The 23020-nt window shown below is 65.9% G+C and carries 20 protein-coding genes; 9 read left to right on the top strand and 11 right to left on the bottom strand.

Annotated elements, in window-relative coordinates; translation table 11 throughout:
• Positions 1-234: 234 nt before the first annotated feature.
• The 6 genes from PARACOCCUSGL_RS0114460 to PARACOCCUSGL_RS0114435 all read right to left on the bottom strand — a co-directional run bounded on the left by PARACOCCUSGL_RS0114460 (position 235) and on the right by PARACOCCUSGL_RS0114435 (position 7588).
• Positions 235-1299 carry a hypothetical protein gene (locus tag PARACOCCUSGL_RS0114460; protein ID WP_010397950.1) on the bottom strand — a complete coding sequence of 355 codons (1065 nt, stop codon included), beginning with the start codon at positions 1297-1299 and terminating at the stop codon, positions 235-237.
• Positions 1300-1674: 375 nt separating this feature from the next.
• Positions 1675-3297 carry an ABC transporter ATP-binding protein gene (locus PARACOCCUSGL_RS0114455; RefSeq protein ID WP_010397948.1) on the bottom strand — a complete coding sequence of 541 codons (1623 nt, stop codon included), beginning with the start codon at positions 3295-3297 and terminating at the stop codon, positions 1675-1677.
• Complete coding sequence (locus PARACOCCUSGL_RS0114450) at positions 3290-4204, bottom strand: ABC transporter permease (protein WP_010397946.1); 915 nt, start codon at positions 4202-4204, stop codon at positions 3290-3292. The genes PARACOCCUSGL_RS0114455 and PARACOCCUSGL_RS0114450 overlap by 8 nt, the downstream gene beginning before the upstream one ends.
• A 3-nt stretch (positions 4205-4207) precedes the next feature.
• Entirely contained in the window at positions 4208-5122 is a 915-nt protein-coding gene (locus PARACOCCUSGL_RS0114445) for an ABC transporter permease (RefSeq protein WP_010397943.1), read from the bottom strand.
• A gap of 53 nt (positions 5123-5175) precedes the next feature.
• Entirely contained in the window at positions 5176-6678 is a 1503-nt protein-coding gene (locus PARACOCCUSGL_RS0114440) for an ABC transporter substrate-binding protein (RefSeq protein ID WP_010397940.1), read from the bottom strand.
• Between the two features lie 28 nt (positions 6679-6706).
• The gene (locus PARACOCCUSGL_RS0114435) at positions 6707-7588 is read right to left on the bottom strand and encodes a DMT family transporter (RefSeq protein WP_202796789.1); all 882 of its coding nucleotides are present in this window, start codon (positions 7586-7588) and stop codon (positions 6707-6709) included.
• A gap of 245 nt (positions 7589-7833) precedes the next feature.
• Here PARACOCCUSGL_RS0114435 and PARACOCCUSGL_RS0114430 point away from each other — a divergent pair, with 245 nt between their 5' ends.
• The 6 genes from PARACOCCUSGL_RS0114430 to PARACOCCUSGL_RS0114405 are packed head-to-tail and all read left to right on the top strand — an operon-like array spanning position 7834 to position 13768.
• Positions 7834-9021 carry an exo-alpha-sialidase gene (locus PARACOCCUSGL_RS0114430; RefSeq protein WP_010397936.1) on the top strand — a complete coding sequence of 396 codons (1188 nt, stop codon included), beginning with the start codon at positions 7834-7836 and terminating at the stop codon, positions 9019-9021.
• Entirely contained in the window at positions 9018-9968 is a 951-nt protein-coding gene (gene pdxA / locus PARACOCCUSGL_RS0114425; RefSeq protein WP_010397935.1) for a 4-hydroxythreonine-4-phosphate dehydrogenase PdxA, read from the top strand. The genes PARACOCCUSGL_RS0114430 and pdxA overlap by 4 nt, the downstream gene beginning before the upstream one ends.
• Positions 9965-10876 carry a dihydrodipicolinate synthase family protein gene (locus tag PARACOCCUSGL_RS0114420; protein WP_010397934.1) on the top strand — a complete coding sequence of 304 codons (912 nt, stop codon included), beginning with the start codon at positions 9965-9967 and terminating at the stop codon, positions 10874-10876. Before pdxA ends, PARACOCCUSGL_RS0114420 begins: the two co-directional genes overlap by 4 nt.
• Entirely contained in the window at positions 10873-11982 is a 1110-nt protein-coding gene (locus PARACOCCUSGL_RS0114415; protein ID WP_010397933.1) for an iron-containing alcohol dehydrogenase, read from the top strand. Before PARACOCCUSGL_RS0114420 ends, PARACOCCUSGL_RS0114415 begins: the two co-directional genes overlap by 4 nt.
• Before the next feature lie 11 nt (positions 11983-11993).
• Complete coding sequence (locus PARACOCCUSGL_RS0114410) at positions 11994-13010, top strand: four-carbon acid sugar kinase family protein (RefSeq protein WP_010397932.1); 1017 nt, start codon at positions 11994-11996, stop codon at positions 13008-13010.
• Entirely contained in the window at positions 13010-13768 is a 759-nt protein-coding gene (locus tag PARACOCCUSGL_RS0114405) for a FadR/GntR family transcriptional regulator (protein WP_010397930.1), read from the top strand. The genes PARACOCCUSGL_RS0114410 and PARACOCCUSGL_RS0114405 overlap by 1 nt, the downstream gene beginning before the upstream one ends.
• Before the next feature lie 128 nt (positions 13769-13896).
• Here the strand turns inward: PARACOCCUSGL_RS0114405 and PARACOCCUSGL_RS0114400 are convergent, their stop codons facing one another.
• Positions 13897-14778 carry a sugar phosphate isomerase/epimerase gene (locus tag PARACOCCUSGL_RS0114400; RefSeq protein ID WP_010397929.1) on the bottom strand — a complete coding sequence of 294 codons (882 nt, stop codon included), beginning with the start codon at positions 14776-14778 and terminating at the stop codon, positions 13897-13899.
• 191 nt (positions 14779-14969) lie between these two features.
• Between PARACOCCUSGL_RS0114400 and PARACOCCUSGL_RS0114395 the strand changes: the two genes are divergently transcribed.
• Both PARACOCCUSGL_RS0114395 and PARACOCCUSGL_RS22055 read left to right on the top strand, forming a co-directional pair.
• Positions 14970-16559, top strand: a complete 1590-nt coding sequence (locus PARACOCCUSGL_RS0114395) for a GMC family oxidoreductase (protein ID WP_010397928.1) — start codon at positions 14970-14972, stop codon at positions 16557-16559.
• A gap of 257 nt (positions 16560-16816) precedes the next feature.
• A complete protein-coding gene (locus tag PARACOCCUSGL_RS22055) occupies positions 16817-16954 on the top strand; it encodes a hypothetical protein (RefSeq protein WP_010397926.1) in 138 nt (45 codons plus the stop codon).
• Positions 16955-16999: 45 nt separating this feature from the next.
• Here PARACOCCUSGL_RS22055 and PARACOCCUSGL_RS0114385 read toward each other — a convergent pair whose 3' ends face one another.
• The 4 genes from PARACOCCUSGL_RS0114385 to PARACOCCUSGL_RS0114370 form a co-directional block, all read right to left on the bottom strand.
• The gene (locus PARACOCCUSGL_RS0114385; RefSeq protein ID WP_010397925.1) at positions 17000-18001 is read right to left on the bottom strand and encodes a glycoside hydrolase family 3 N-terminal domain-containing protein; all 1002 of its coding nucleotides are present in this window, start codon (positions 17999-18001) and stop codon (positions 17000-17002) included.
• A 24-nt stretch (positions 18002-18025) separates the two neighbouring features.
• Positions 18026-19393 (bottom strand): aspartate ammonia-lyase, encoded by a 1368-nt coding sequence (locus PARACOCCUSGL_RS20680; protein ID WP_010397924.1) that lies wholly within the window; start codon positions 19391-19393, stop codon positions 18026-18028.
• A gap of 19 nt (positions 19394-19412) precedes the next feature.
• Complete coding sequence (locus tag PARACOCCUSGL_RS0114375; protein WP_010397923.1) at positions 19413-20108, bottom strand: hypothetical protein; 696 nt, start codon at positions 20106-20108, stop codon at positions 19413-19415.
• Between the two features lie 123 nt (positions 20109-20231).
• On the bottom strand, positions 20232-21074 hold the full coding sequence (locus PARACOCCUSGL_RS0114370; RefSeq protein WP_010397922.1) for a helix-turn-helix domain-containing protein: 843 nt from the start codon (positions 21072-21074) through the stop codon (positions 20232-20234).
• A 152-nt stretch (positions 21075-21226) separates the two neighbouring features.
• Between PARACOCCUSGL_RS0114370 and PARACOCCUSGL_RS0114365 the strand changes: the two genes are divergently transcribed.
• On the top strand, positions 21227-23020 hold a 1794-nt coding region (locus PARACOCCUSGL_RS0114365; protein WP_010397919.1), incomplete at its 3' end, for a thiamine pyrophosphate-binding protein.

The raw sequence follows: 23020 nt of genomic DNA, 5'->3' as shown, positions 1-23020 counted from the left end.
GAGGAATCCCTTTTGTCAACACGACCTAGCGACAGGCAGTTTCACCGGGGAATCCAGGCGGAAGCCACCTTCGACACGGCACGATATAAAAGCAAGCGATAACAAATACCTACACTGGCTGCGCTGCGTTTCAGTGTCAATGAGCGTTCAAAACTGACCCCGCCGGGTCAATTCTCAGTGGCAATCAACACCATCACGCTCTTGTCGGCTACGATTGCAAGTCGGGACCGACCGCTATTCCGAGGGTGCGAACGCGATCTCTTTGTCAGGAAACGCGTCACGCAAATTGACCATGGCCTCGTCAAACGCCCTGCCACCCCACTGGTTCAGAAAGGCGTAGGTGCGTCCTTCGAAGTGTAGGAGTTCGTCATCACCGCAGAAGTAGCGGCCTGGATCGAAATTCCGTCCCTCCCTTGCTCGGGCCTCCTTCGCCAAGCGATGGAAGTCCTCAGCCACCACCTCGCCCTCCACGGACACGAGGGCCCGATTGGCCCGCGGGCCACAATGCTTGGCGACCTCCTCCGGTGCGATCCCGCTCTCCACGAGGTGGCGGAACACCTGATAGATCGCGTGTCGCTTCCGCAGGCCCGTCAGTTGGCGCCCGCCGAGGGTGACGTCGTAGCTGGTCCAGTCTCGCGTGTCCGTGCGCGCCTCGCGCTCCTTGCGCTTCTTCTCGGTGACGCGGACCTGGTATTCCGCGACCTCCGGAAGCGGGATGATCTGCTGGACATCAACGAGGACACGACCATCAAGGCCGTAGGGCTGGAGACGCACGCATCGGATGTCGATGCCACGCTCGATCAACCAGAGAACCGATGTCGTAAGCTCGCGGCTGAACTCGGCCGAGGCCAGGACGATGCGGACGTCCTGCGCGAAGGCATCCTCGTCGGGCTCGTCCCACCCGAGGAAGTCGAGCAGCTCGGCCCGCGCATCCGTGTCGGCCTTGCCGATCTGCGTGAGATAGCGAGCGAACACATCGGCGGCCTGGTCGAAGGTCATGGTCGAGACCATCGCGGCGTAGCGAAGGGCCTGCAATTCCATGTGGCCGCCGTCCTCGGTCCGCTTCAGTTCGATCACCACGAGGTTGGCATCGCGGTCGATGCCGAGGAGATCGATGCGCCGGCGCGACTCGTCCCAGTCCCCGAACTCCTCCGCGATCACCAGCGTGTCGGGTGCGACCACGGCGATGTTCGCCCGCAGCAGCCGCTGCAGATCGCGCCGCTCCTGCAACTGCATCAGACCGAACGTAGTCTTGCTGAGGGGACGGATTTCTTCGCTGGCAAACTCGTAGATCGGCATGGGCAATTCGGGCCTTTCGGGAATTGCTCCTATCCAAGCGCAGCGACACCGCGCGTGCAAGCGCCGTCACGTTCCCGAGGTCGCCCCGATCAAGCGGAGAGTGCGCCGCGACTCGGCGCCATTCGTTGACACGGGGCGTCGGGGTTCTGTTGACACAGTGTTGACACGGCGTAGAAACGCAAAAAACCTCCCGCGAGGGAGGCTCTTAAACTGCTGTATTCTTTGGCAAATTTGGTTGCGGGGGCATGCAACCAACGATACTTGCGATTGGTCGAACAGCAGGTGCCAAAACTTGCCGCGTAGCATATCCGCACTGGGCATCGGGACGATGCCGATCAGGTCAAACGGCCCGAGTAAGCCGTTCCGCGCGACCTTTCAGCCTGCCGCCATCGCCAGGCGCGCGGCCCGGCGTTCGGCCTGCACGTCCGGGTCGGGGTCCAGTCCCGCCGCCAGCAGCGCCTGCGTATAGGGTTGGCGCGGGTTGTCGAAGATCTGGCGCACGGTGCCTGCCTCGACCACCCTGCCCTTCTGCATGACCATGACGTGATCGGCGAAGTCGCGCACCACCGGCAGGTCGTGGGCAATGAAGATGAAGGCGATGCCCAGGGAGTTGCGCAGCCCGTCCAGAAGCTCGATCACCTGCGCCTGGACCGATACGTCCAGCGCCGAGACCGCCTCGTCGCAGATGATCAGCTCCGGCTCCAGCGCCAACGCGCGGGCGATGGCGATGCGCTGGCGTTGCCCGCCCGAGAACTGATGCGGGTATCGCCCGGCCATCTCGGGCTTCAGCCCGACCTGATGCAGCAATTCGGCCACGCGGGCCTTCCATTTCGACCGGGGCAGGATGCCGGGATGAATGACCCAGCCCTCGGTGATCAGCTGCCAGACGGTCATGCGCGGGTTCAGGCTTTGCGTCGGATCCTGGAACACCATCTGCAAGTCGCGGCGCAGCGCGAACAGCTGGCGTTCCGACATGGCGAACAGGTCCTGTCCCTTCCAGTGGGCCTCGCCGCCGGTCGGTTCCTCCAGCCGCAAGAGCATCTTGGCCACGGTCGATTTACCCGAGCCGCTTTCGCCGACGATGGCGAGGGTCTCGCCCGCCATCAGGTCGAAGGAGACATCCTCGACGGCGGCGAAATCGCCATAGACCTTGCGCGCATTGCGCACGGACAGCACCGGCTCGGCGGGCGGCAGGGGCTCGTGCATCGCGCCCTTGCCGGGCGCCGCGCCGATCAGCTTGCGGGTATAGGGATGGGCGGGGTTCCGATAAACCTGCCGGGTGTCGCCGGTCTCGACCACCTCGCCCGCATTCATCACCACAACGCGGTCGGCGATCTCGGCCACGACGCCAAGGTCGTGGGTGATGATCAGAACGCCCATGCCGGTTTCCTGCTGCAATTCCTCCAGCAGGGCCAGGACCTCAGCCTGAACGGTCACGTCCAGCGCGGTGGTGGGCTCGTCGGCGATCAACAGGTCGGGCTTCAGCGCCAAGGCCATCGCGATCATCAGCCGCTGGCGCTGCCCGCCCGAGAACTGATGCGGATATTTCTCCATCGAGCCCTCGGGGTCCGGGATGCCGACGCGGCCCAACAGCCGCAAGGCCTCGGCCCGCGCCTGCGGGCGGGCCATGCCATGGACGGTCATCGTCTCGACGATCTGCCAGCCGATGGTATAGACCGGGTTCAGATGGCTCAGCGGGTCCTGGAATATCATCGCGATCTTGTGGCCATTCACCTTGCGGCGTTCCGAGGCGCTCAGCTTCAGCAGATCGCGACCCTCGAAGATGATCTGGCCGCTGGTGATCATGCCCGGCGGCATGTCGATCAGGTCCATGATCGCCGAGGAGGACACCGACTTGCCCGAGCCGCTTTCGCCCAGGATCGCCAGGGTCTCGCCCCGGTCCAGATCGAAGCTGACATTCCTGACCGCCCGGACGGTGCCGGCCGCCGTGTGGAATTCGACCGACAGGTTCCTGACCTGCAACATCGGCTCAGCCATTCCTGCGCCCCCTCATTTCAAGCCGCCAGCGTTGGGTCGGATCCAGCGCGATGCGCATCCAGCCCGACAGCAGGTTCAGGGACAGCGTGGTCAGGATGATCGCAAGGCCCGGCCAGAAGGACAGCCACCACGCAGTCGTCAGGTATTGCCGCCCCTGGCTGATCATCAGCCCCCAGGTGATTTCCGGCGGCTGGATGCCGATGCCCAGGAAGGACAGAGAGCTTTCGGCCAGCATCACGAAGGCGAAGTCCAGCGTGGCGATGGTCATCAGCGTCGGCAGCACCACCGGCAGGATATGGCGGAAGACGATCCGCCGGGGCGAGGCGCCCATCACCCTGGCGGCCTGCACGAACATGCGCTCGCGTACCTCCAGCACCTCGGCGCGGGTGGTGCGCAGATAGACCGGGATGCGGGTGATCGCCAGCACGATCACCAGGTTCAGGATCGACGGTCCCAGGATATACAGCCCCACCACCGCCAGAAGCAGCGACGGAAACGACATGATCACATCGGCCAGCCGCATGATCGCCTGCCCGGTGCGCGGGCCGGCATAGCCCGCGATCAGCCCCAGCACCGTCCCGATCAGGGCCGAGAAGAACACCGCGCCCCCGGCCACCATCATTGTGTTCTGGGTGGCGACGATGATCCGCGCCAGCAGCGGGCGGCCAAGCGCATCCGCGCCGAGGATCCACAGCCAGCCGCGTTCCCACTCGAACGGCGGCGCGTTGCGCCCGCGCAGGTTCTGCTTCTGCGCCACCTCGTCCAGCCATGTCGGCCCGATCAGCGCAAGAACCAGCACCAGCAGCAGAAACAGCACCGCCGCCAGCGCGAACTTGTCGGCCCAGAGCATCCGGGCGAAGCGGACCAGCGGCTTCGGCTCGTCGGGAATGATGTCGATGCTGGTCATGGCTCAATACCGGATGCGCGGATCGAGCAGCGCATAGGCCAGGTCGATCAGCAGGTTCATGAGGAAGATGGCGATGGCGGTGATCATGATCGCGGCCAGCACGACGTTGAAATCGCGTTGCAGAATGGAATCGATCATCAGCTTGCCGACACCGGGAAAGCCGAAGATCGTCTCGATCACCACCGCGCCGTTCAGAAGCGCCGCCGCCTGATCGCCGATCACGGTGATGACCGGCAGCATGGCGTTGCGCAGCGCGTGGACGAAGATGATCGGGCGCGTCTTCACGCCCTTGGCCCGCGCGGTCTTTACATAGGCCGAGGACAGCGCGTTGATCATCGAGCCGCGCACGACCTGCACGATCAGCCCGAAGGGGCGGATGAACAGCACGCCGATGGGCAGGATCCAGTGCCAGACGCTGCCCGTCCCCGAGGTCGGCAGCCAGCCCAGGCCCACGGAAAAGACCACGATGGCCACGATCGCCACCCAGAAATCCGGCGCCGACGCCCCGATCAGCGAGGTCAGCGAGGCGATGCGGTCGAAGAACCCGCCCACCCGGAACGCCGCCATAGAGCCGACGACGATGGCCGCCACCGTCACCAGCGTCATGGTGATGACGGCCAGCTGCAGCGTCCACAGGAAGGCTTCGCTGACCACCTCGAAGGCCGGGCGCGCGCGGCGCACGGAATCGCCGAAATCCAGATGCAGCAGGTCCCAGACATAGCGGCCGAACTGCACCAGGATCGGATCGTTCAGCCCGTATATCTCGCGAAACTGCTGGCGCATCTCCTCGGAGGCTTCCGAGGGCAGGTAAAGCGCCGCCGGATCGCCCGTCAGCCGCGACAGGAAGAAAACGGCGACGACCAGCAGGATCAGCGAGATCAGGCTGGCGAATGCGCGTTTGCGTATGAAACTCATCATGGCCGAAGGCTCCGGTCGGTTTGGGCGGGGATGGCCCCCGCCCGGCTGTCAGGTCACTTGAAGGCGATATCCGCCAGCGGAAGCTGCGAATTCGTCGCCATCGTCGGCTTCCAGTCCAGGCGCTCGTTCACGCGGCTGAAGCCGACCATGTGGAACAGCAGCAGGTCGGCCACCACCTCGTCGTGCAGATAGGCGTGAAGCTCCTTCCACAGCGCCTCGCGCTCATCCCCGGTCGCGGCCTGGGCGCGGTTGATCAGGTCGTCGACCTTGGGATCGCTGATCCCCGACTGCCGCCCGTCCGAGGCATATTTGAAATACATCGAGAAGGACGGATCGCCACGCGAATTGTCATGCATGGCGACGACCACCATCGGCCCGCGGCCTTCCGGGTAAGGCTTGGAGTAAAGCTTCTCGAACTCGGCCACTTCGTAGAATTGCAGCTCGACGGTGAAGCCCGCCTCTTGCAGCATCTGCTGGACCGCTTCCAGGATCTCCACGTTGTTGGGGAAATTCGCCGTGCGCCCGATCAGCGTGATCGGCGTATCGGTGGCGACGCCGTCGGCCTTGGCTTCTTCCAGCAGGCGCGCGGCCTCTTCGGGGTCATAGGGCCAGACCTCGACGTTTTCATTCCAGCCAAGCGTGGGGGGCGGATAGACGGCCGTGGCCAGCAGCGCGCCTTCGGGGACCAGCGTGCCGATGAAGGCCTCGCGGTCGATGGCCAGGTTCATCGCCTTGCGCACGCGCAGGTCGTCGAAGGGCGCGACCGAGTGATCCAGCCGGCCATAGACCGTCTCGCTGTCCAGATAGGAGAAATCGGTCGCCGGATTGGTCGCATCCAGCGCTGCGATCGAGGGCGAGATATCGGCCTCGCCCGTCGCCACCATCGCCGCGCGCACCGCAGGGTCGGCCCGGAACAGATAGGTTGCCCCGGTCACCGCAGGCGTCTCGCCCCAGTAATCATCGCGCAGGCTCAGCACGATGCGCTGGCCCGGCGTCCATTCGGTCAGGGTATAGGGGCCGGTGCCGATGGGCTCGCGCACGAATTCGATCGGGGTTTCCTCGGGCACGATCGAGATCAGGGTCAGCAGCAGGGGCAGGATCGGCTGCTGGGGATCGGCCTTGAAGTCGATGGTATGGTCGTCCACCACCTCGGCCTCGATGGTCATGCCGCCGAAATAGCGCGGCACCTCGCAGGTGATCGAGGGGTCCATCGCCCGGTCGAAGGAATGCTTCACGTCGCGCGCGTCGAAACCCGTCCCATCGGAGAAGGTCACGCCCTGCCGCAAGTGGAAGCGCCACGAGCCATCCTCCAGCTGTTCCCAGCTTTCGGCCAGCTTCGGCTGCAACCCGCCGCCCTCGCGCAGGTCCAGGAAGGCCAGCGTCTCGTTGATGTTCTGAAGCGTCACCCGCCCGATATTCGAGCGCGTGGACATGCAGGGTTCCAGCAGGTCCACCTCTTCGTTCAGCACGATGCGGACGGTGCTGTCCTGCGCGAAAGCGGGGGTCAGCATCGTCGCGGCGGCAAGCGTCCCCCATATCAAGGATCTTCTGATCATTCGTTCCTCCCGTGGATATCGGATCAATTCATTCGACGGCTGTTGCGCGACGCGAGGCGCGGGACGCGATCAGGGCCGCAAGGCAGATCAGCACGCCGCCGATCCAGACCGAGGGCTTCGCCACTTCCGAAAACAGCAGATAGCCCAGCACGGCGACCAGCGGCAGCCGCAGGAAATCGACCGGCGCGACGATGGACGCATCGGCCAGGCTGAAGGCATGGGTCATCAGCGCCATGCAGCCCGCGCCCAGAACGCCTTGTAATGCCAGCAGGCCCAGCTGTCCGGCGCTCGGCATGGTCAGGAACGGCAGCGCCAGCAGGAAGGCCAGCGGGACGGTCAGCAGCAGGTTCCAGATCACCAGCGTCGCCGTCCGGTCGCCCGAGGACATGCTTTTCAGCATCAGCTGGATCACCGCCTGCACCACGGCCCCGATCAGCGCGAAGCCGATCGCCGGCGTCAGGCCGGCACCGGCCGGTCCGGCCACCAGGAACGCCCCGCAAAAGCCGGTGGCGACGGCCAGGATCTTCAACCCGCCTAGCCTTTCGCCCAGCATCAGCGATGCGCCAAGGACCACGAAGATCGGCGAGGTGAAGGCGATGGCCGTCACATCCGTCAGCGGTCCCTGCGCGAAGGCGGCAAAGAATGCGACCAGTGCGACCAGCTTCAGCGCCGCACGGATCAGATGCTGGCGCAGCGGATAGGCCGATTCCAGCACCGAGGGCCGCATCACCGCCATCGGCAGAACCACCAGCGCGCCGAACAGGGCGCGGGTGAAGGCAATCATCATCGGATGAACGCCGCCGTCCAGCTGCCGCACGATGGCGGCATCGACGGCAGAAAGCGCGGCACCCATCGCCGCCAGCCCGACCGCCAGCATCGCTGTCCCGCCTCGTGCAACCGTCCAAGCCATGCCCCCTCCGAAAACCCGCGCCGACACTCCTCCAGCACGGTTGCCGAACCATCGGACAGGCCATCAATTTTGTCAATAAAAAATCTCCATAAGATCATGGCCTCAGGATGCTTGCATTTATATATTTGTTTTTACTATATTAATTTACATTACGAACAATCTATCCGCTCAGTTTCTTATCTTTCAACTTGACAACTGCTTTCGTTATGCGCTGTCTTCCCGTCAATTCGACGCAGGAGAAGCATATGCGACCAGAGGATATCGCGCGGCGCATGGACGGGCGCCTGACCAGCGCAGCGGAGGGGATGCAGCAGGCATTCCTGCCCTCGCCCATGGTGCAGAATCATGCCGCCTTCCTGTCGCTGGCCGATGACGGCGCGCTGATCTGCGCCTGGTTCGGCGGCACGCTGGAGGGCAAGTCGGACATCTCGATCCATGCCTCGGTGCTGCTGCCCGGCGCGGATGCGTGGGGACCCGCGCAAAGGCTCAGCCACGATCCCGATCACTCGGAACAGAACCCGGTGATCTTCGCTGCACCCAATGGCGGGCTGTGGCTGTTCCACACCTCGCAACCCTCGGGCAATCAGGACCAGTGCCGCATCCGCATGGCGGCGCTGCATCGTAACGGGGTGGCGATCACCGCCGAGGAGGGGCGCTTCCTGGACCTGCCGCGCGGCTGTTTCGTGCGCGCCCCGGTCCGGCTTCGCGGTGACGGCGCGTGGCTGCTGCCGATCTTCCGCTGCGTCCAGCGCCCCGGCCAGAAATGGAACGGCAGCCACGATACTGCCGCGATGGGCGTCTCGACCGATGGCGGACAAAGCTGGCGGCTGGAGGATGTGCCGGATTCCGTCGGCTCGGTTCATATGAGCCCGGTCGATCTGGGCGAAGGGCGCATGGCCGCCTTCTATCGCCGCCGCCAGTCCGATTTCGTCCACCGCTCGGACAGCGCGAATGGCGGGCACAGCTGGGCCGCGCCGGTGGCGACGGATGTGCCGAACAACAATTCCTCGATCGCCGCCGTCACCCTGCGCGACGGGCGGATCGCGATGATCTGCAACCCGGTCAACGCGGCGATGTCGCCCGACCGCCGCACCTCGCTTTACGATGAGTTGGGCGAGGATCACGACCGTCCCGACGCCGATCCCACGGGCGGCTGCGTGCCCGTCTGGGGCGTGCCGCGCGCGCCGGTGGCGATCTGCGTTTCCAGCGACGGCGGGCAGACCTTCCCGCGGCGTTACCTGGTCGAGGATGGGCCGGGGACCTGCACCTCGAATGATTCCACCGACGGGCGCAACAAGGAGATGTCCTATCCCTGGCTGCTGGAAGGCCCGGACGGCACCCTGCACCTCGCCTATACCTACCACCGCCGCGCCATCAAATACCTGCAACTGCAACCCGGCTGGGAAAGCCGCCTTTCGGAGGCTCTGGCATGAGCGACATCATCGGCATCACCATGGGCGACCCCGCCGGCGTCGGCCCCGAGATCAGCGTCAGGGCGCTGGCCGACATGTCGCCCGAGGACCGGGCAAGAACGCTGATCTACGGCAACCGCGCCACGCTGGAGGCCGCGAAGGCGGTCGCAGACATCGAGCTGGACCTGGCCGAGCGGGTGGTGAACATCGACTATGACGGCGCCCCCCTGCCCTGGGGGCAACTTTCCCCGGTCGCGGGCGACGCCGCCTTCCGCTTCATCCAACGTGCCGTCCGGGACGCGCAGGCCGGCCGGATCGGCTGCATCGTCACCGCGCCCATCAACAAGGAGGCGCTGAATGCCGCCGGCCATCACTATGACGGCCATACCGGCATGTTGCGTAGCCTCACCGGGGCGAAGGCCGCCTATATGCTGCTGGCATCGGACCGGCTGAAGGTCATCCATGTCTCGACCCATGTTTCGCTGAAGGAAGCCATCGCCCGCGCCACGACCGAGCGGGTGCTGGCGACGATCCGCGCGGGCAACGCCCATCTGAAGCGCATCGGCGTCGGTGCGCCACGCATCGCGGTCGCCGGGATCAACCCCCATTGCGGCGAGAACGGGCTGTTCGGGACCGAGGACGGCGACCAGATCGCCCCCGCCATCGCCGCCGCCCGCGCCGAGGGGATCGACGCCCACGGCCCGATTTCGGCAGATACCGTGTTCCACCGCGCCTATTCCGGCGCGTTCGACCTGGTGGTCGCGCAATATCACGACCAGGGCCATATCCCGATCAAGCTGGTGGCTTTCGACACGGCGGTGAACGTCTCGGTCGAGTTGCCCATCGACCGCACCTCGGTCGATCACGGCACCGCCTTCGACATCGCGGGCAAGGGCCTCGCCGATCATGGCAACATGAATTCCGCCATCGCCTATGCCCGCAAACTGGTTTCCGGAGGATCAAGATGAGCTTCGCCATCGAGGGCGTCTATTGCGCCGCCGCCACGCCCCTGAAAGCCGACGGCACCCCCGACCTGCCCCTGTTTGGCGCCCATGCCAGGGCGCTGATCAAGGAAGGCTGCCACGGCATCGCCATGCTGGGCTCGACCGGCGAGGCGAACAGCTTCTCCGTGCGCGAGCGCATGGACCTGCTGGAAGCCGCGATCACGGGCGGCACCCGGCCCGACCAGCTGCTGCCCGGCACCTCGTCCTGCGCGGTGACGGATGCGGTCGAGCTGACCCGCCACGCGGTGCAGGCAGGCGTCAAGGGCGTCGTGCTGCTGCCGCCCTTCTATTACACCGCCTTCAGCGATGAGAGCCTGTTCCGCTTCTATGCCTCGATCATCGAAAAGGTCGCGGACGACCGGCTGAAGGTGATCCTCTACCACATCCCGATGCTGACCGGCGTGCCGATCAGCCACGAATTGATCGCGATGCTGGTTCAGGCCTTCCCCGACACCGTGGCCGGCATCAAGGACAGCGACGGCAAGATCGAGAACATGCACGCGATGGCCGCCCGCTTCCCCGGTTTCGCCGTGCTGGCCGGGGCCGATCCGCTGCTGTTGCCGGTCCTGCAGGGCGGCGGCGCGGGCTGCATCACCGCCAGTTCCAACCTCGTCGCGCGGGAACTGCGGCTGGTCTGGGACCATTGGAACGACCCGGCGAAGGCCGCTGAGGTGAAGGCCGCGCAGGAGGTGATCGTGGCCTGGCGCAAGCTGACCAACAGCTACACCCAGCTTCCCACCGTCAAGACCATGCTGGCCAAGCGTCGCGGCGACATGGGCTGGATGAACGTGCATCCGCCCTTCTCGCCCCTGTCCGAAGGCGAGGCCGCGAAGGTCTGGGCCGTCATGGACGAACTGGAGGGCAAGGCATGAGCATGAGCCGCACCATCACCCTGCATCAGCCGAAACGGCTGGAGATCGGGGCGGGCGCCTCGGCCCGCGTCGGCGCATGGGCGCATGATGCCCGGAATGTCCTGATCATCGCCAGCCCGCATACCGCCGGTTTCGCGGACAGGCTGGGGCTTGAGGGCCAGGTCTCGGTCTTCGACGCCATTCCGGGCGAGCCCGACATCGCCACGCTTGACGCCACCATCGCTGCAGCGCGCGAGGCCCGGCCCGACCTGGTGATCGGGCTGGGCGGCGGCTCGGTCATGGACGTGGCCAAGCTGGTCGCGGCGATGTGGGACAGCGAACAATCGCTGGAAGACGTCGCCGGGCCGAACCGAGTGGCGGGGCGCAGGTCCGGTCTCGTGCAGATCGCAACCACGGCGGGCACCGGGTCCGAGGCGGGCATCCGCGCGCTGATCACCGATCCCGGCAAGGGCAACAAGATCGCGGTGGAAAGCCCGCATCTGATCGCCGACCTGGCGGTGCTGGACCCCGAGCTGACCTTCTCGGTCCCGCCTGCGGTGACCGCCGCGACCGGGATCGACGCGATGGCCCATTGCGTCGAGGCCTTCACCAACCGCAATGCCCATCCGGTGATCGACGGCTTCGCCCGCATGGGGATCGACCTCGTGGGCCGCTACCTCGCCCGCGCCGTGCGCGACGGCGCGGATACCGAGGCGCGCGAGGGGATGATGCTGGCATCCTTCTATGGCGGCATCTGCCTTGGCCCGGTCAACACCGCGGCGGGGCATGCGCTGGCCTATCCGCTTGGCACGCTTCTTCACCTGCCGCACGGGCTGGCTAATGCGATCATCTTCCCGCATGTGCTGGCCTTCAACGAACCCGTGGCCCAGGCCAAGACCGCCGAGATCGTGGCCGCCCTGGGACTTGGCGAAGGCGATCTTCTGACCCGCGCCCATGCCTTCTGCGCGGATCTGGGGGTCGAGATGCGGCTGTCCGCGCATGGCGCGACCGAGGACCAGCTGCCCCGCTTCGCCAGTGACGCCCATGCCATCCGCCGCCTGATGGACAACAACCCCCGCGACATGACGCCCAAGGAGGTTCTGGCCATCTATCGCGCCGCTTTCTAGGGCGCGCGCCGATGAAGCTGTGCATCATCGCCGACGACCTGACCGGCGCGCTGGACAGCGCCGCGCCCTTCGCCGGGCGCGGGCTGGCGGTCCAGGTCGCGCTGTCGCCCGAGGCGGTGGCCTCGGTCGCGGCAAGCGGCGCGCAGGTGATGGCGGTCAGCACCCGCTCGCGCGATGGCACCAAGGACGCGGCGCGCAAGGCGATGGCGCAGGTCGTGGCGGCGCTGCCCGCAGGCGTGCCAGTCCTGAAGAAGATCGATTCGCGGCTGAAGGGGCATGTCGCCGCCGAACTCGCGGTGCTGGACCCGGCGCGGATGCTGGTCGCCCCCGCCATTCCCGATTTCGGGCGGATCACGCAGGCCGGCCATGTCGGGGGCTACGGCGTCGCCCGGCCCCTTTCCATCGCCGAAGCCCTTGGCCCGCTGGCCGGCCGCGCCGTCATCCCCGACGTGACCAGCGCCACTGAGTTGGCCGCCGCGCTGGACAGGACGCAACCGGGCGACCTGCTGGTCGGCGCGCGCGGGCTGGCCGAGGCGCTGGCGATCCGCATGACCGGGCAGCCCGCAGCCACACCGGTCCTGCCGCGCGCCGCGCGCAGCCTGCTGGTCATCGGCTCTCGCGATCCGATCACGGTGGAACAGGCACGACAGGTGCAGGCCTCGGGACTGGCGGCGGTCCTGCCCGCCCCCGCGGGCGAAGCGGTACCAGACGCCACCGCGCCGCATCTGCTGGTGCAGGCAGTGGCGGGGCAGGCCACGCGAACCGAATCGCAGGTCGCCGAAGCCCTGGCCCGCAGCGTCCATCCCCGGCTTACCGCCGGTCGGCAGGCGCTGCTCTTGTCCGGCGGCGCGACTGCCGAGGCGGTGCTGGCGCATATGGGCATCACCTCGCTGCGGCTTGCGGGCGAATGCCTGCCTGGGTTAGCTGTGGCATATGGGGGCGAAATCAGCATCATCGCCAAATCTGGGGGCTTCGGCGCGGCCGATACCCTCGCCACCTTGCTGGAGATGTTTCGGGGGCAGAACTGATGGCGGAGCCGGAAAAGCGGGCGCGGAAATCCCTCAGCGAGATCGTCTTCGAACGGATGGAACGGGCGATCAAGTCGGGCTCTTATCGCCCCGACGAAAGACTGCCGACCGAACATGACCTGGCCGCCGAATTCGAGGTCTCGCGCCCCGTGATCCGCGATGCGCTGAAAAAGCTGCGCGAGCGCGGCCTGATCTATTCGCGCCAGGGCGCGGGCAGTTTCGTGCGCACCATCGGGTTGAAGCAGCCGCTCGGCTTCGGGCCGCTGGAAAACGTCTCGGACCTGCTCAGCTGCTATGAGTTCCGCCTGACGCTGGAACCCGCCGCCGCCGCCTGCGCGGCCGAGCGGCGCGACGACGCCGCGCTGGAACGGATCGCCGCCGCGCTGGAGCTGATGCGCGACGCCACCAACCGCCAGAGCCACCGCGAGGATGCCGATTTCCAGTTCCACCTGGCCATCGCGATCGCGTCCGAGAACAGCTATTTCTCGATCGCGATGGAGGCGCTGAAGGACCATATCGCCGTCGGAATGCGCTTCCACGGCGCCTCGGTCAAGCGCGAGGCCAGCGGGCTGGCGCGGGTCTTCGACGAGCATGCGGGGATCTTCGAGGCGATCCGGCTGCAGGACGGTGCCCGCGCGCGCGACCTGATGCGCGATCACCTGACCCATTCGCGCGACCGGCTGTTCACAAGGCGCAAGCCCGCCCTCGTCTCCGACGCCGGCAACGGCCCGCCGCTGGCCACCCAAGGCCAGCCCTGACAGCGGGCATGCCGTGTTTCCGCTGTTCGCAAAATTCCTCGACCTGCTTTTCCTCGCCCAGACCCCGCAGCAAGAGCGCAGCGCCAGTTAAAGCAAATCGGGCAGACAGAGCCCCGGACGCTCCTCAGCTAGAGAATAAGGCGTTCCAGAAGCGCCTTCATCCCTGCCGCGACCTTGAAACTGTCGTCCTGATGCTGCTTGCGGCAGAACAACTCGCCGCTCCACCAGCCCACATAGCCCGTCGCCTTCACCGCATCCACCCATTCCTGAAGGTTCAGCACGCCACCGCCGGTGGGCACGTCGCGCAGCACCGCCTCGTCCGGGATGCCGCCGTCGTGGCGCAGCGAATCGCAGACATGCACGCCATAGATCGCATTCCTGTCGATCCGCGCGATCCGCTCGGGCGTATCCCCCGAGACATAGCAATGCCAGAAATCCACCACCATCTTCACATTGCTCCGTCCCGCCCGGTCGATCAGCTCCAGCTGGTCCGAGACGGTGTTCAGCGGACACCAGCCAAGCGCCTCGAAGTAAAGGATCAGCTCCTTCTCGGCAGCCATGTCGGCCAGCCGGGCCAGGTTGCGGGCGGTGATCCGCATCTGCTCGTCACGGGACAGGCCAAGGACGCCGGAATAGCCGGTCACCGGCCGGCCAGCGGCATGCGCCCTGACCGTGGCGACCGAGACCGGACCGGTGATCGCCTGCACGGCCTTCGCCCCCGCGATCTGCGCCAGATGGAAAAGTTCGGCGGCATCCCGCCACAGCGATTCTTCGGCCCCGCCATGCCGTTCGATATCCATCAGGAAGCCGGTGCCCGGAATGTCGTAACCGCGCAGGCGCTCGGCCAGGTCCGCCTCGGTCCATCCGGCGGCAAGGAAGGCGCGCATCTTGGCGGCGGAGATCTCGATGCCGTCATAGCCCAGATCGGCGGCGATCTTCAGGTCCATCGCCATCGGTGCATCCTTGGCGATCAGGGAATGGAGGACGATTGTCTGGCGTTCGGCGGACATGGGTTTTCCTTTCCTGGGATATACGGAGTTTCCGCACGAGCCGTCGCCCCGGCAATTGCGCAGTCCGATGAATTCTTGCGCAATCTGACGCAATCGCCACGCGCTGTTGCGTCACCTGCATCACGCTTGCGAAATTGCCAATCCCACCGCCGCTCGGCTTACTGCATCGACAGGCCGGAAGGAGATACGGGATGGACTGGGCGGATTACGTCATCGTCGGCGGAGGATCGACTGGCTGCGTCATGGCGGCGCGTCTCAGCGAGGACGCCGATACCCAGGTCGTCCTGCTGGAGGAAGGTCCGCGCGACCGGAACCCCTATATCCACATCCCCGGCGCCTATTACAAAACCGCGCAGGGTCCGTTGCTCAAGCGCTTCCCCTGGGAGCCGACGGATGGGCAGAATCGCACGGAGCAGCCGACGATGGTGCAGGCCAGCGTGTTGGGCGGCGGCTCTTCGGTCAATGCGATGATCTATGTCCGGGGCAATCCAGACGATTACGCGACATGGGAAAACCTGGGGGCGTCCGGCTGGGGTTATCAGGACATCCTGCCCTATTTCCGCAAGGCCGAGAACAACAACCGCTTCTGCAACGAGGCCCACGGCATCGACGGGCCCCTGGGCGTCTCGGACATCGACCATATCCATCCGCTGACCCGCGCCTGGCTGCAAGCTTGCCAGCAAAAGGGACTGCCGCTGAACCCGGATTTCAACTCGGGCGATCAGGCCGGCTGCGGGCTTTACCAGATCACCGCGCGGAACGGACGCCGCAGCAGCGCGGCCGTCGCCTATCTGAAGCCCGCGCGCAAACGCAGGAACCTCTCGGTGCGCACCGGGGCGCGGGTGCTGCGCGTGCTGGTCGAGAACGGTCGCGCGACGGGTGTCGAATATGTCGCCAAGGGTCGAACCCGGACGATCCGCGCCCGGCGCGAGGTCATCCTGTCGGCAGGCGGGATCAATACGCCCAAGCTCCTGATGCTGTCCGGCATCGGTCCGGCGGACGAACTGCGCCGCCATGGAATCGAAGTCGTCCACGACCTGCCGGGCGTCGGGCAGAACCTTCAGGACCATATCGAGATTTCGCTGATCTATCAGCTCAATGGTCCGCACAGCTACGACAAGTACAAGAAGCTGCACTGGAAGGCGCTGGCGGGGCTGAACTACCTGCTGTTCAAGGGTGGCCCGGCTTCCTCCAACCTGATCGAGGGCGGCGCCTTCTGGTGGGCCGACCGGGCGGAAAGGCATCCCGATGTGCAATATTTCATGGTCGTCGGCGCGGGGGTCGAGGAAGGGGTCGAAGCCGTGCCAGGCGGCAATGGCTGCACGATCAACCTTGGCCAGATCCGCCCGCGCTCGCGCGGCGAAGTGCGGCTGACCAGCGCGGATCCCGCCGCCTTTCCTCGTGTGATCCCGAATTATTTCAGCGATCCTCATGATCTGGAAACCATCACCGACGGCGCCATGTTCGCGCTGGAGGTGATGGAGCAATCCGCGATCAGCCGCTATGTTGAGCGCCGCCAATTGCCCGAGGCCGGACCTATCACCCGGAATCAGATCCGGCGCTTCTGCCAGACCACGGCCCATGCGGCTTTGCACCCGGCGGGCACCTGCCGGGCCGGAGTGGATGACATGGCGGTCGTCGATCCGCAATTGCGCGTCCATGGCATCGAAGGGCTGCGGGTCGCCGATGCCTCGATCATGCCAACGCTGATCTCGGGTAACCCGAACGCGGTCTGCATCATGATTGGCGAGAAGCTGTCGGACATGATGCGGCGCAGCTGACGGCGGCATTTCTCGGCGCCCCCCGAGAAGAGATACATGACCAAAACCGGCGCCCTTGCCGGCCTGGCCGCAGGCAAGGATGAGGCGATCACTGCCGATCTTTCCTGGGCCGGCCAGACCACGCTGAAGGGTGGCTTCTTTCACAAATTGCCGCTGATGTCGGCGGCGGGGGCCATCGCCTCCTACCCGGGACCGTTGCGCGTCATCATGGGCTCGAAGAAAACCATCGTCACCCGCAGCCCATCTCCGGCAACCAGTTGCTGCAATATCACGAGGGAACCGAGGATCTGGTGGTGCTGGAATCCGACCACGATTTCGGTGCCGGCACTTCGACCGGCCTGGCGGAGAAGGAACCGACTCCAAAAACCGTCGAATGGCTCAGAATCAACCTGTAACCCAGTGGCGGTTGGCATCGCCCTGCCCGGCAGCGCATCTAGCCCTCACCCCATGCTGTCGGCAAGCGCGCGGACGCGGGCGGCGGCTTCCGTCAGGCGTTCCTCGGGCAGGCTGCCTTCGGCGACGGCCGACAAGATGCGGGCGCGGATCTGTTCCAGATCGTTCGCCGCCGACAAAAGCAGCAGGTCGGACCCTGCGCGCAAGGCCTCGACCGCCGCCGTCGGGACGTCGCGCTGGCCGCGCAGGGTGCCGATGGCGTCGAGGTCGTCGCTGACCACCAGCCCGGTGAAACCCAGCCCCCACAGCGCGGCGATGGTGGTGGCAGAAAGCGACGAGGGCACTGTGGCGTCCATCCCCGGCACCAGCGCGGGTCCGGTCATCACCGCGCGCGCACCCGCGGCGATGGCCGCGCGAAAGGGAACCATGCCGGGCGCCAGCGCGTCGGCCCCGCCGCTGACCGTGGCCGCATCCACCGCCGGATCGCCGTCGATGTCGTGATGGCCGGGGAAGTGCTTGGCGGTGGCGACGACGCCCGCTGCCTCGACGCCGCGGATAAAGGCGCAACCGATCCGCGCCACCTCGACCGCATCGGTGCCCAATGTCCGGCCCTGCAGCCAGGGATTGCGCCCGGTCACCACGTCGACGACCGGCGACAGGAACATGGTCACGCCCATTCCGCGCGCCGCCTGGGCCATGCGGAACGCGACCCGCTCGATCTCCTCCGAGGCCATGGCGTGCAGCGCCTCGTTGTCGGGCAGTTGCGGCACCAGCCCATGCAACCGGCGGATGCCAGAGGGCTCCTGATCCAGCGCCACCAACGCCGGGCCGGCAAGGCCGGTGACCCGGTCGGTCAGTGCGCGCAACTTGTCGGCGCTTTCATCCGAGCGGCGGGCGTCCGACATGCTGCGCGCGACATATTCCGCCCGCGTTTCACCGATCAGAAGGGCGCGGCCGCCCTGATCCAGGAAACGCGCCAGCGGATCGGTCAGCACCAGATCGTCGATCGCCGGCAGCAGCACGGCATAGACATCGGCCTTGAGGATCATGTCAGGTTCCTTTGCGAGTTGGGGTCAGTCGGCCGGATCGCCCGAGGCAAGGCCCTGTCCGCGCAAGAGCGCGCCCAGATCCTCGCCTCTGGCGACCGCCTCGGCGATATCGGCGGCGGCCTCGTGCCCGACCAGGGGCACCAGCCCGGCGGCAAGGGTGCCGGGTGCCGACAGATTGCCGGCGCAAGCCTCGGGCACCGCCCGAATGTCCTGCACGCAGCGTTCGGCAAAGATGCGGGCGGCGCTCTCGATCATGCCCAGGCTGGTCAGCAGGCAATGCGCCATCAGCGGCTCGAAGGCGTTGCGTTGCAACTGCCCGGCCTCGGCCGCCATACCAACGGCGACATCGGCCCCGGCGACATGAAAGGCAACCTGGCTGACCATTTCCGGGATCACGGGATTGACCTTGCCCGCGATCAGCGGCGAGCCGGGCTGGACGGCGGGCAGGGCGATCTCGCCGATGCCGCCGCGCGGGCCGCTGGACAGCAGGCGCAGGTCGTTGGCGATCTTGGAAAGCGTCACCGCGATGCCGCGCAAGAGCGATGAGAACTGCACCAGGCCCGCGCTGTTCCAGGCTGCACAGACCAGATCGTCGTCGCGACGCAAGGGCAGTTCGGTCAGGCGCTGCAACTCGGCGATCACCGTCTCGGCGAAATCCGGCTGCGCGGCCAGGCCGGTGCCGACCATGGTGCCGCCCAGGTTCAGCCCCGCCAGGCCTTGCGAGGCCGGCCAGATCCGTGCCGCCTCGTGCCGCAGCGCGGTCGAGAAGGCGTGGAACTCTTCGCCTAGGGTCATCGGCGCCGCGTCCTGCAGATGGGTGCGCGCCAGCTTGAGGATGCCGCCGAATTCCTGCGCCTTTCCGGCAAAGGCTTCGGCCAGCGCCAGCAGCGCCCGTTCCAGCCCCGGCGCGCCCTGCATCAGCGCGATGCGTAGCGCCGTCGCATGCACGTCGGTGGTGGATTGCGAGCGGTTGACGTCGCGGATCGGGTGCAGGTGCTCATACTGGCCGCAGGCGCGGCCCATCAGCTCCAGCCCGCGATTGGCGATCACCTCGTTCAGGTTCATGTGGCTGGAGGTGCCGCCGCCGCCCTGGAACACGTCGATGACGAAATGACCGGCATGCTGGCCGGCCATCAGTTCGTCGCAGACCCGGCCGATCACCTCGGCCTTGCGCGCCGACAGCTTGCCCAGCCGGTAATTCGCCGCTGCCGCAGCCTTTTTCGTCAGGGCCATGGCGCGGATCAGCGGCGCCAGCGACCCGATCCTCATGCCCGAGACCGGGAAGTTCTCGGCCGCGCGCAGCGTGTTGATGCCATAGAGCGCTTCGCCCGGCAGCCGGCGGCTGCCCAGTTCGTCGCTTTCGATGCGGGTCCAAAATTCGCCGGGAATCATTGCGCCTCCTTGGTGCCTGTCAGCCCTTGGGGTGCAGCTCGACCGCCAGCCAGACGGAATCGGTGTCGGCGTAGTAGCGGTGCCATGGATAGGTCCATTGGTTCGGGCCGGTCACGCGGCAGAACGGATCATGCGAATAGCCGGTCGGCATGATCACATCCTCGTAGAGGGTATTCTCGTCGCGTTCGGCGAATTTCTGCATCCGGCCGAGGCCGTGGATCTGGGTATGCACCTCAAGAAAGGGATGCTCGTTATGGATGAAGCAATCCGTATCGCCCGGCGACCACCACAGGTTCAGCTTCAGCTCGAACTCCTGCGGTTCCTCGGCCGTGCGGCGTTCGTTGGTAAAGACATGGGGGTCGGTCGTGACCAGACCGATGCTGTCCTGGGCCGAGATGAACAGCGGCGTGTCGCGCGGAAAGCTCTTGATCCGGTTGCCGAGCCAGTCCCAGCCGCGGAACATGCAGCCACCGAGGTTTGTGGGCTTGAGCACCTTGATGATCGCTGCCCGCTCGCCCGAGCGAATCGTCCCGCCCCTGAGCCAGGTCGATTTCCACGCCGGGACGATGGCGGGATGATCGGTGCCGGTCACCAGCGGTTCGGGCGACAGGTTGACGACAACGGCGTCCTCGACCAGGTAATCCTCAGTATTTTCAACAAGCTGCGCCTTGATGAACTCGTCGGCAAAGGCAAGGTCGCGGATCTGGTTGTGCATGGTGATGTCCCCGGGGATGCTGGATATGGCGCAAGGACAGCACGGAAAGACCTTCCAGACCATTGCGCGACCACCGCAAAACTGACGCAGACTGGCGCAGTTCCAGGCATCGCGTGCGTCGGTTCAGACCGGCTTGATCATGTCGGGGCTTTCGCCCAGATACTCGCGCGCCTCGCGCGGGATCGAGGCGTCGTTCATGTCCAGCGTCGTGGTCGCCTGCAGTTCTGCCCGGCTCAGCAAACCGGGGCGGCGGTAATGCAGCACCGCGCGGGTCGAGAAGGGCTGGCGAAACATCGTCGCCGCGACGCCGCTGACGATGCCGAACATGAAGCGCTTGGCGCTGCGCTGCACGGTCGAGAAGATGCCAAAGGTGAATTCGTTGCGCTGCACCGTCTCGAAGTCGATGGTGAAGACGCGATCCTCTACCGGGAAGGTAAAGCCGTGATACTTGAAGATGTATTCGGTGCGCGACGGGTCGTCGTAGCTGGGAAAACGCTCGACGTAATAGTGGTTCAGGAAATCCCCGCTTTGGAAGATGCAGAAGGCCGAGCGCAGGATCTTGCGCGCGTAGATCGAGGAATACTGGTAGCGGTCATAGCAGCCGACATATTCCCCCATGTCGGTCTTGGTCGAGACCGCCACCGTGTCGAGAAAACGCGCAACCTGCGGCGCCCGGCGCAGATGGTCCAGCACGTCGAAGAAGTTGCCGTCGACCAGAGCGCGGAAACGCTCATGTTCGCTGAACAGGACGTCGGGGCCGAGGCCGAAGAAATTCGCGATCAAGCGTGTGTTGCCCGACGAGGGCATGTGGCGGCCCGACAGGTATTTGTTGAACTGCTGCCGATTGATGCCGAGCTTGCGGCAGATCTGCGAGATCGAGCCCTGCCGGTCGCAAAGCAGGCGCAGGTTTGCGGCGAAATTCGCCATGCGGTCGGTGGGGTCGTGGGTGAGGTCTGACCGGGTCATCTCCAGATCCTTGCGCAGGCCGTGCGTCAGTCTGCGTCATGAAACGAATGAATGCGAAATTGCGACAAATTCGTCAAGGCCGCAGCATGCTGGCAGTTGAACGCAGATTTGCACCGCCATGCCAAGGGTGCAGCAACCAGACGGGGAATCTCATGAAGCTTACCGGTGGACAAGTCGTAGCGCGTGCGCTGAAGGAATACGGCGTCGAATATGTCGCGGGCGTGCCGGGCCACGGCATCTGGTCGCTGTTCGACGCCTTCCTGCAGGAAGGCTCCGAGATCCCCTTCATCCAGGTCATGCACGAGCAGAGTGCCGTCCATATGGCGGATGGCTATTATCGCGCCTGCGGCAAGCCGATGGCCTGCTCGACCTCGGTCGGGCCGGGGGCGGCGAACACGATCATCGGCCTGGCGACCGCCTATACCGATTCGACGGCGGTGTTCTATGTCTCCGGCTCGCCGCAGACCTACATGCAGGGCCACGGCACCATGCAGGAGATCGAGCGTCAGCAGGACAACGCCTTCCCGCGCATCACCGAACAGGTGACCAAGCGCGCCTGGCAGGCCCATTCGGTCAGGACGCTGCCCTCGATCATGCACCGCGCCTTCAGCGAGATGCTGACCGGCCGCCCCGGCCCGGTTCATGTCGAAGTCCCGATGGATGTTCAGGTCGAGGCCGAGGAGGTCACCATCCACCCGCTGGACAAGCGCCTGCCCGTCGGAGTCGCTTATCCCGATCCCAAGGCGATCGAGGCGGCCGCCAAGGTCCTGCTGTCGGCCCGCCGCCCGGTGATCGTCGCCGGCGGCGGGGCGATCACCGCCGATGCGTCGGCCGAACTGACCGCGCTGGCCGAAAAGCTGGGCGCAGCCGTGTCCATCACCTGGAACGGCAAGGGTGCCATCGCCGAGGACAACGAGTTGTTCATCGGCGCCGTCGGCCAGACCGGCACCACCTGCGGCAACCAGATCACCGCCTCGGCCGATGTGGTGGTCTCGGTGGGCTGCCGCTTCACCGACTGGTCGGCCTCGTCCTATGCCAAGGGCGTGTCCTTCAGCTTCCCGCCCGGCAAGCTGATCCATATCGACCTGGACCCGCGCGAGATCGGCAAGAACTATCCGACCGAGGTCGGCATCGTCTCGGACGCGAAGATCGCGCTTGGCCAGCTGCTGGAGGCGATCAGCGATGCCGACGCCACTGCGCTGCGCGACCGCAACGCCGATTTCCACGCCGAGGTGCAAAAGGCCAAGGCCGACTGGCACGCACAGGTCGAACCGCGCGAGAACAGCCGCGAGACCCCTTTTACCTCGCAGCGGCCGCTGGTCGCGCTGCGCAAGGTGCTGCCGCGCGACGGGATCGTCGTGGTCGGCTCGGGTAACACCCAAGGCTCGGTCAAGCAGAGCTTCCCCGTCTATGAGCCGCGCACGCATCTGACCTCGGGCTCCTATTCGCCGATGGGCTGGGCGGTGCCGGCGGCCATGGGCGCCAAGCTGGCCTGCCCGGAAAAGAAGGTCGTTGCCATCGTCGGCGACGGCGACTTCATGATGTCCTTGCCGGAAATGGGCACCGCCGTGATGAACGGCATCAACGTGGTCTTCCTGGTGCTGAACAACCAGGGCTACATGTCGATCCGCGGCGGCCAGCGCAAGTTCATGGGTCGTCACATCGCGTCCGAGTTCAACCACCATGCCGGTAACGGCGAGCCTTATTCTGCCGATCTCACCGCCACCGCCAAGGCCTTTGGCCTGGAGGCCTGGAAAGTGGTGAAGGACGAAGATCTGGAATCGACGCTGGAAAAAGCGCTGAACACCGACGGCCCGACACTGGTCGAGGTAATCGTGTCGCGCGACGCCGCCGGCCCCTTCGCCACCGGCTGGTGGGATTTCCCCTCGCCCGCCTATTACGAAAAAGAGCAGGAAGCCTATGCCGAAATGCGCGCGAAAGAGCAG

Origin of the sequence: Paracoccus sp. TRP (assembly GCF_000185925.1) — a bacterium.
Classification (GTDB): Bacteria; Pseudomonadota; Alphaproteobacteria; order Rhodobacterales; family Rhodobacteraceae; genus Paracoccus; species Paracoccus kondratievae.
The sequence above is the reverse complement of the archived record's forward strand: the minus strand, read 5'-3'. Positions and strand labels throughout refer to the sequence as shown.

Coding starts and splice junctions, on each gene's coding strand:
- PARACOCCUSGL_RS0114460 (WP_010397950.1), bottom strand. CDS start 1,299: ATGCCGATCTACGAGTTTGCCAGCGAAGAAATCCGTCCCCTCAGCAAG.
- PARACOCCUSGL_RS0114455 (WP_010397948.1), bottom strand. CDS start 3,297: ATGGCTGAGCCGATGTTGCAGGTCAGGAACCTGTCGGTCGAATTCCAC.
- PARACOCCUSGL_RS0114450 (WP_010397946.1), bottom strand. CDS start 4,204: ATGACCAGCATCGACATCATTCCCGACGAGCCGAAGCCGCTGGTCCGC.
- PARACOCCUSGL_RS0114445 (WP_010397943.1), bottom strand. CDS start 5,122: ATGATGAGTTTCATACGCAAACGCGCATTCGCCAGCCTGATCTCGCTG.
- PARACOCCUSGL_RS0114440 (WP_010397940.1), bottom strand. CDS start 6,678: ATGATCAGAAGATCCTTGATATGGGGGACGCTTGCCGCCGCGACGATG.
- PARACOCCUSGL_RS0114435 (WP_202796789.1), bottom strand. CDS start 7,588: ATGGCTTGGACGGTTGCACGAGGCGGGACAGCGATGCTGGCGGTCGGG.
- PARACOCCUSGL_RS0114430 (WP_010397936.1), top strand. CDS start 7,834: ATGCGACCAGAGGATATCGCGCGGCGCATGGACGGGCGCCTGACCAGC.
- pdxA (WP_010397935.1), top strand. CDS start 9,018: ATGAGCGACATCATCGGCATCACCATGGGCGACCCCGCCGGCGTCGGC.
- PARACOCCUSGL_RS0114420 (WP_010397934.1), top strand. CDS start 9,965: ATGAGCTTCGCCATCGAGGGCGTCTATTGCGCCGCCGCCACGCCCCTG.
- PARACOCCUSGL_RS0114415 (WP_010397933.1), top strand. CDS start 10,873: ATGAGCATGAGCCGCACCATCACCCTGCATCAGCCGAAACGGCTGGAG.
- PARACOCCUSGL_RS0114410 (WP_010397932.1), top strand. CDS start 11,994: ATGAAGCTGTGCATCATCGCCGACGACCTGACCGGCGCGCTGGACAGC.
- PARACOCCUSGL_RS0114405 (WP_010397930.1), top strand. CDS start 13,010: ATGGCGGAGCCGGAAAAGCGGGCGCGGAAATCCCTCAGCGAGATCGTC.
- PARACOCCUSGL_RS0114400 (WP_010397929.1), bottom strand. CDS start 14,778: ATGTCCGCCGAACGCCAGACAATCGTCCTCCATTCCCTGATCGCCAAG.
- PARACOCCUSGL_RS0114395 (WP_010397928.1), top strand. CDS start 14,970: ATGGACTGGGCGGATTACGTCATCGTCGGCGGAGGATCGACTGGCTGC.
- PARACOCCUSGL_RS0114385 (WP_010397925.1), bottom strand. CDS start 18,001: ATGATCCTCAAGGCCGATGTCTATGCCGTGCTGCTGCCGGCGATCGAC.
- PARACOCCUSGL_RS20680 (WP_010397924.1), bottom strand. CDS start 19,393: ATGATTCCCGGCGAATTTTGGACCCGCATCGAAAGCGACGAACTGGGC.
- PARACOCCUSGL_RS0114375 (WP_010397923.1), bottom strand. CDS start 20,108: ATGCACAACCAGATCCGCGACCTTGCCTTTGCCGACGAGTTCATCAAG.
- PARACOCCUSGL_RS0114370 (WP_010397922.1), bottom strand. CDS start 21,074: ATGACCCGGTCAGACCTCACCCACGACCCCACCGACCGCATGGCGAAT.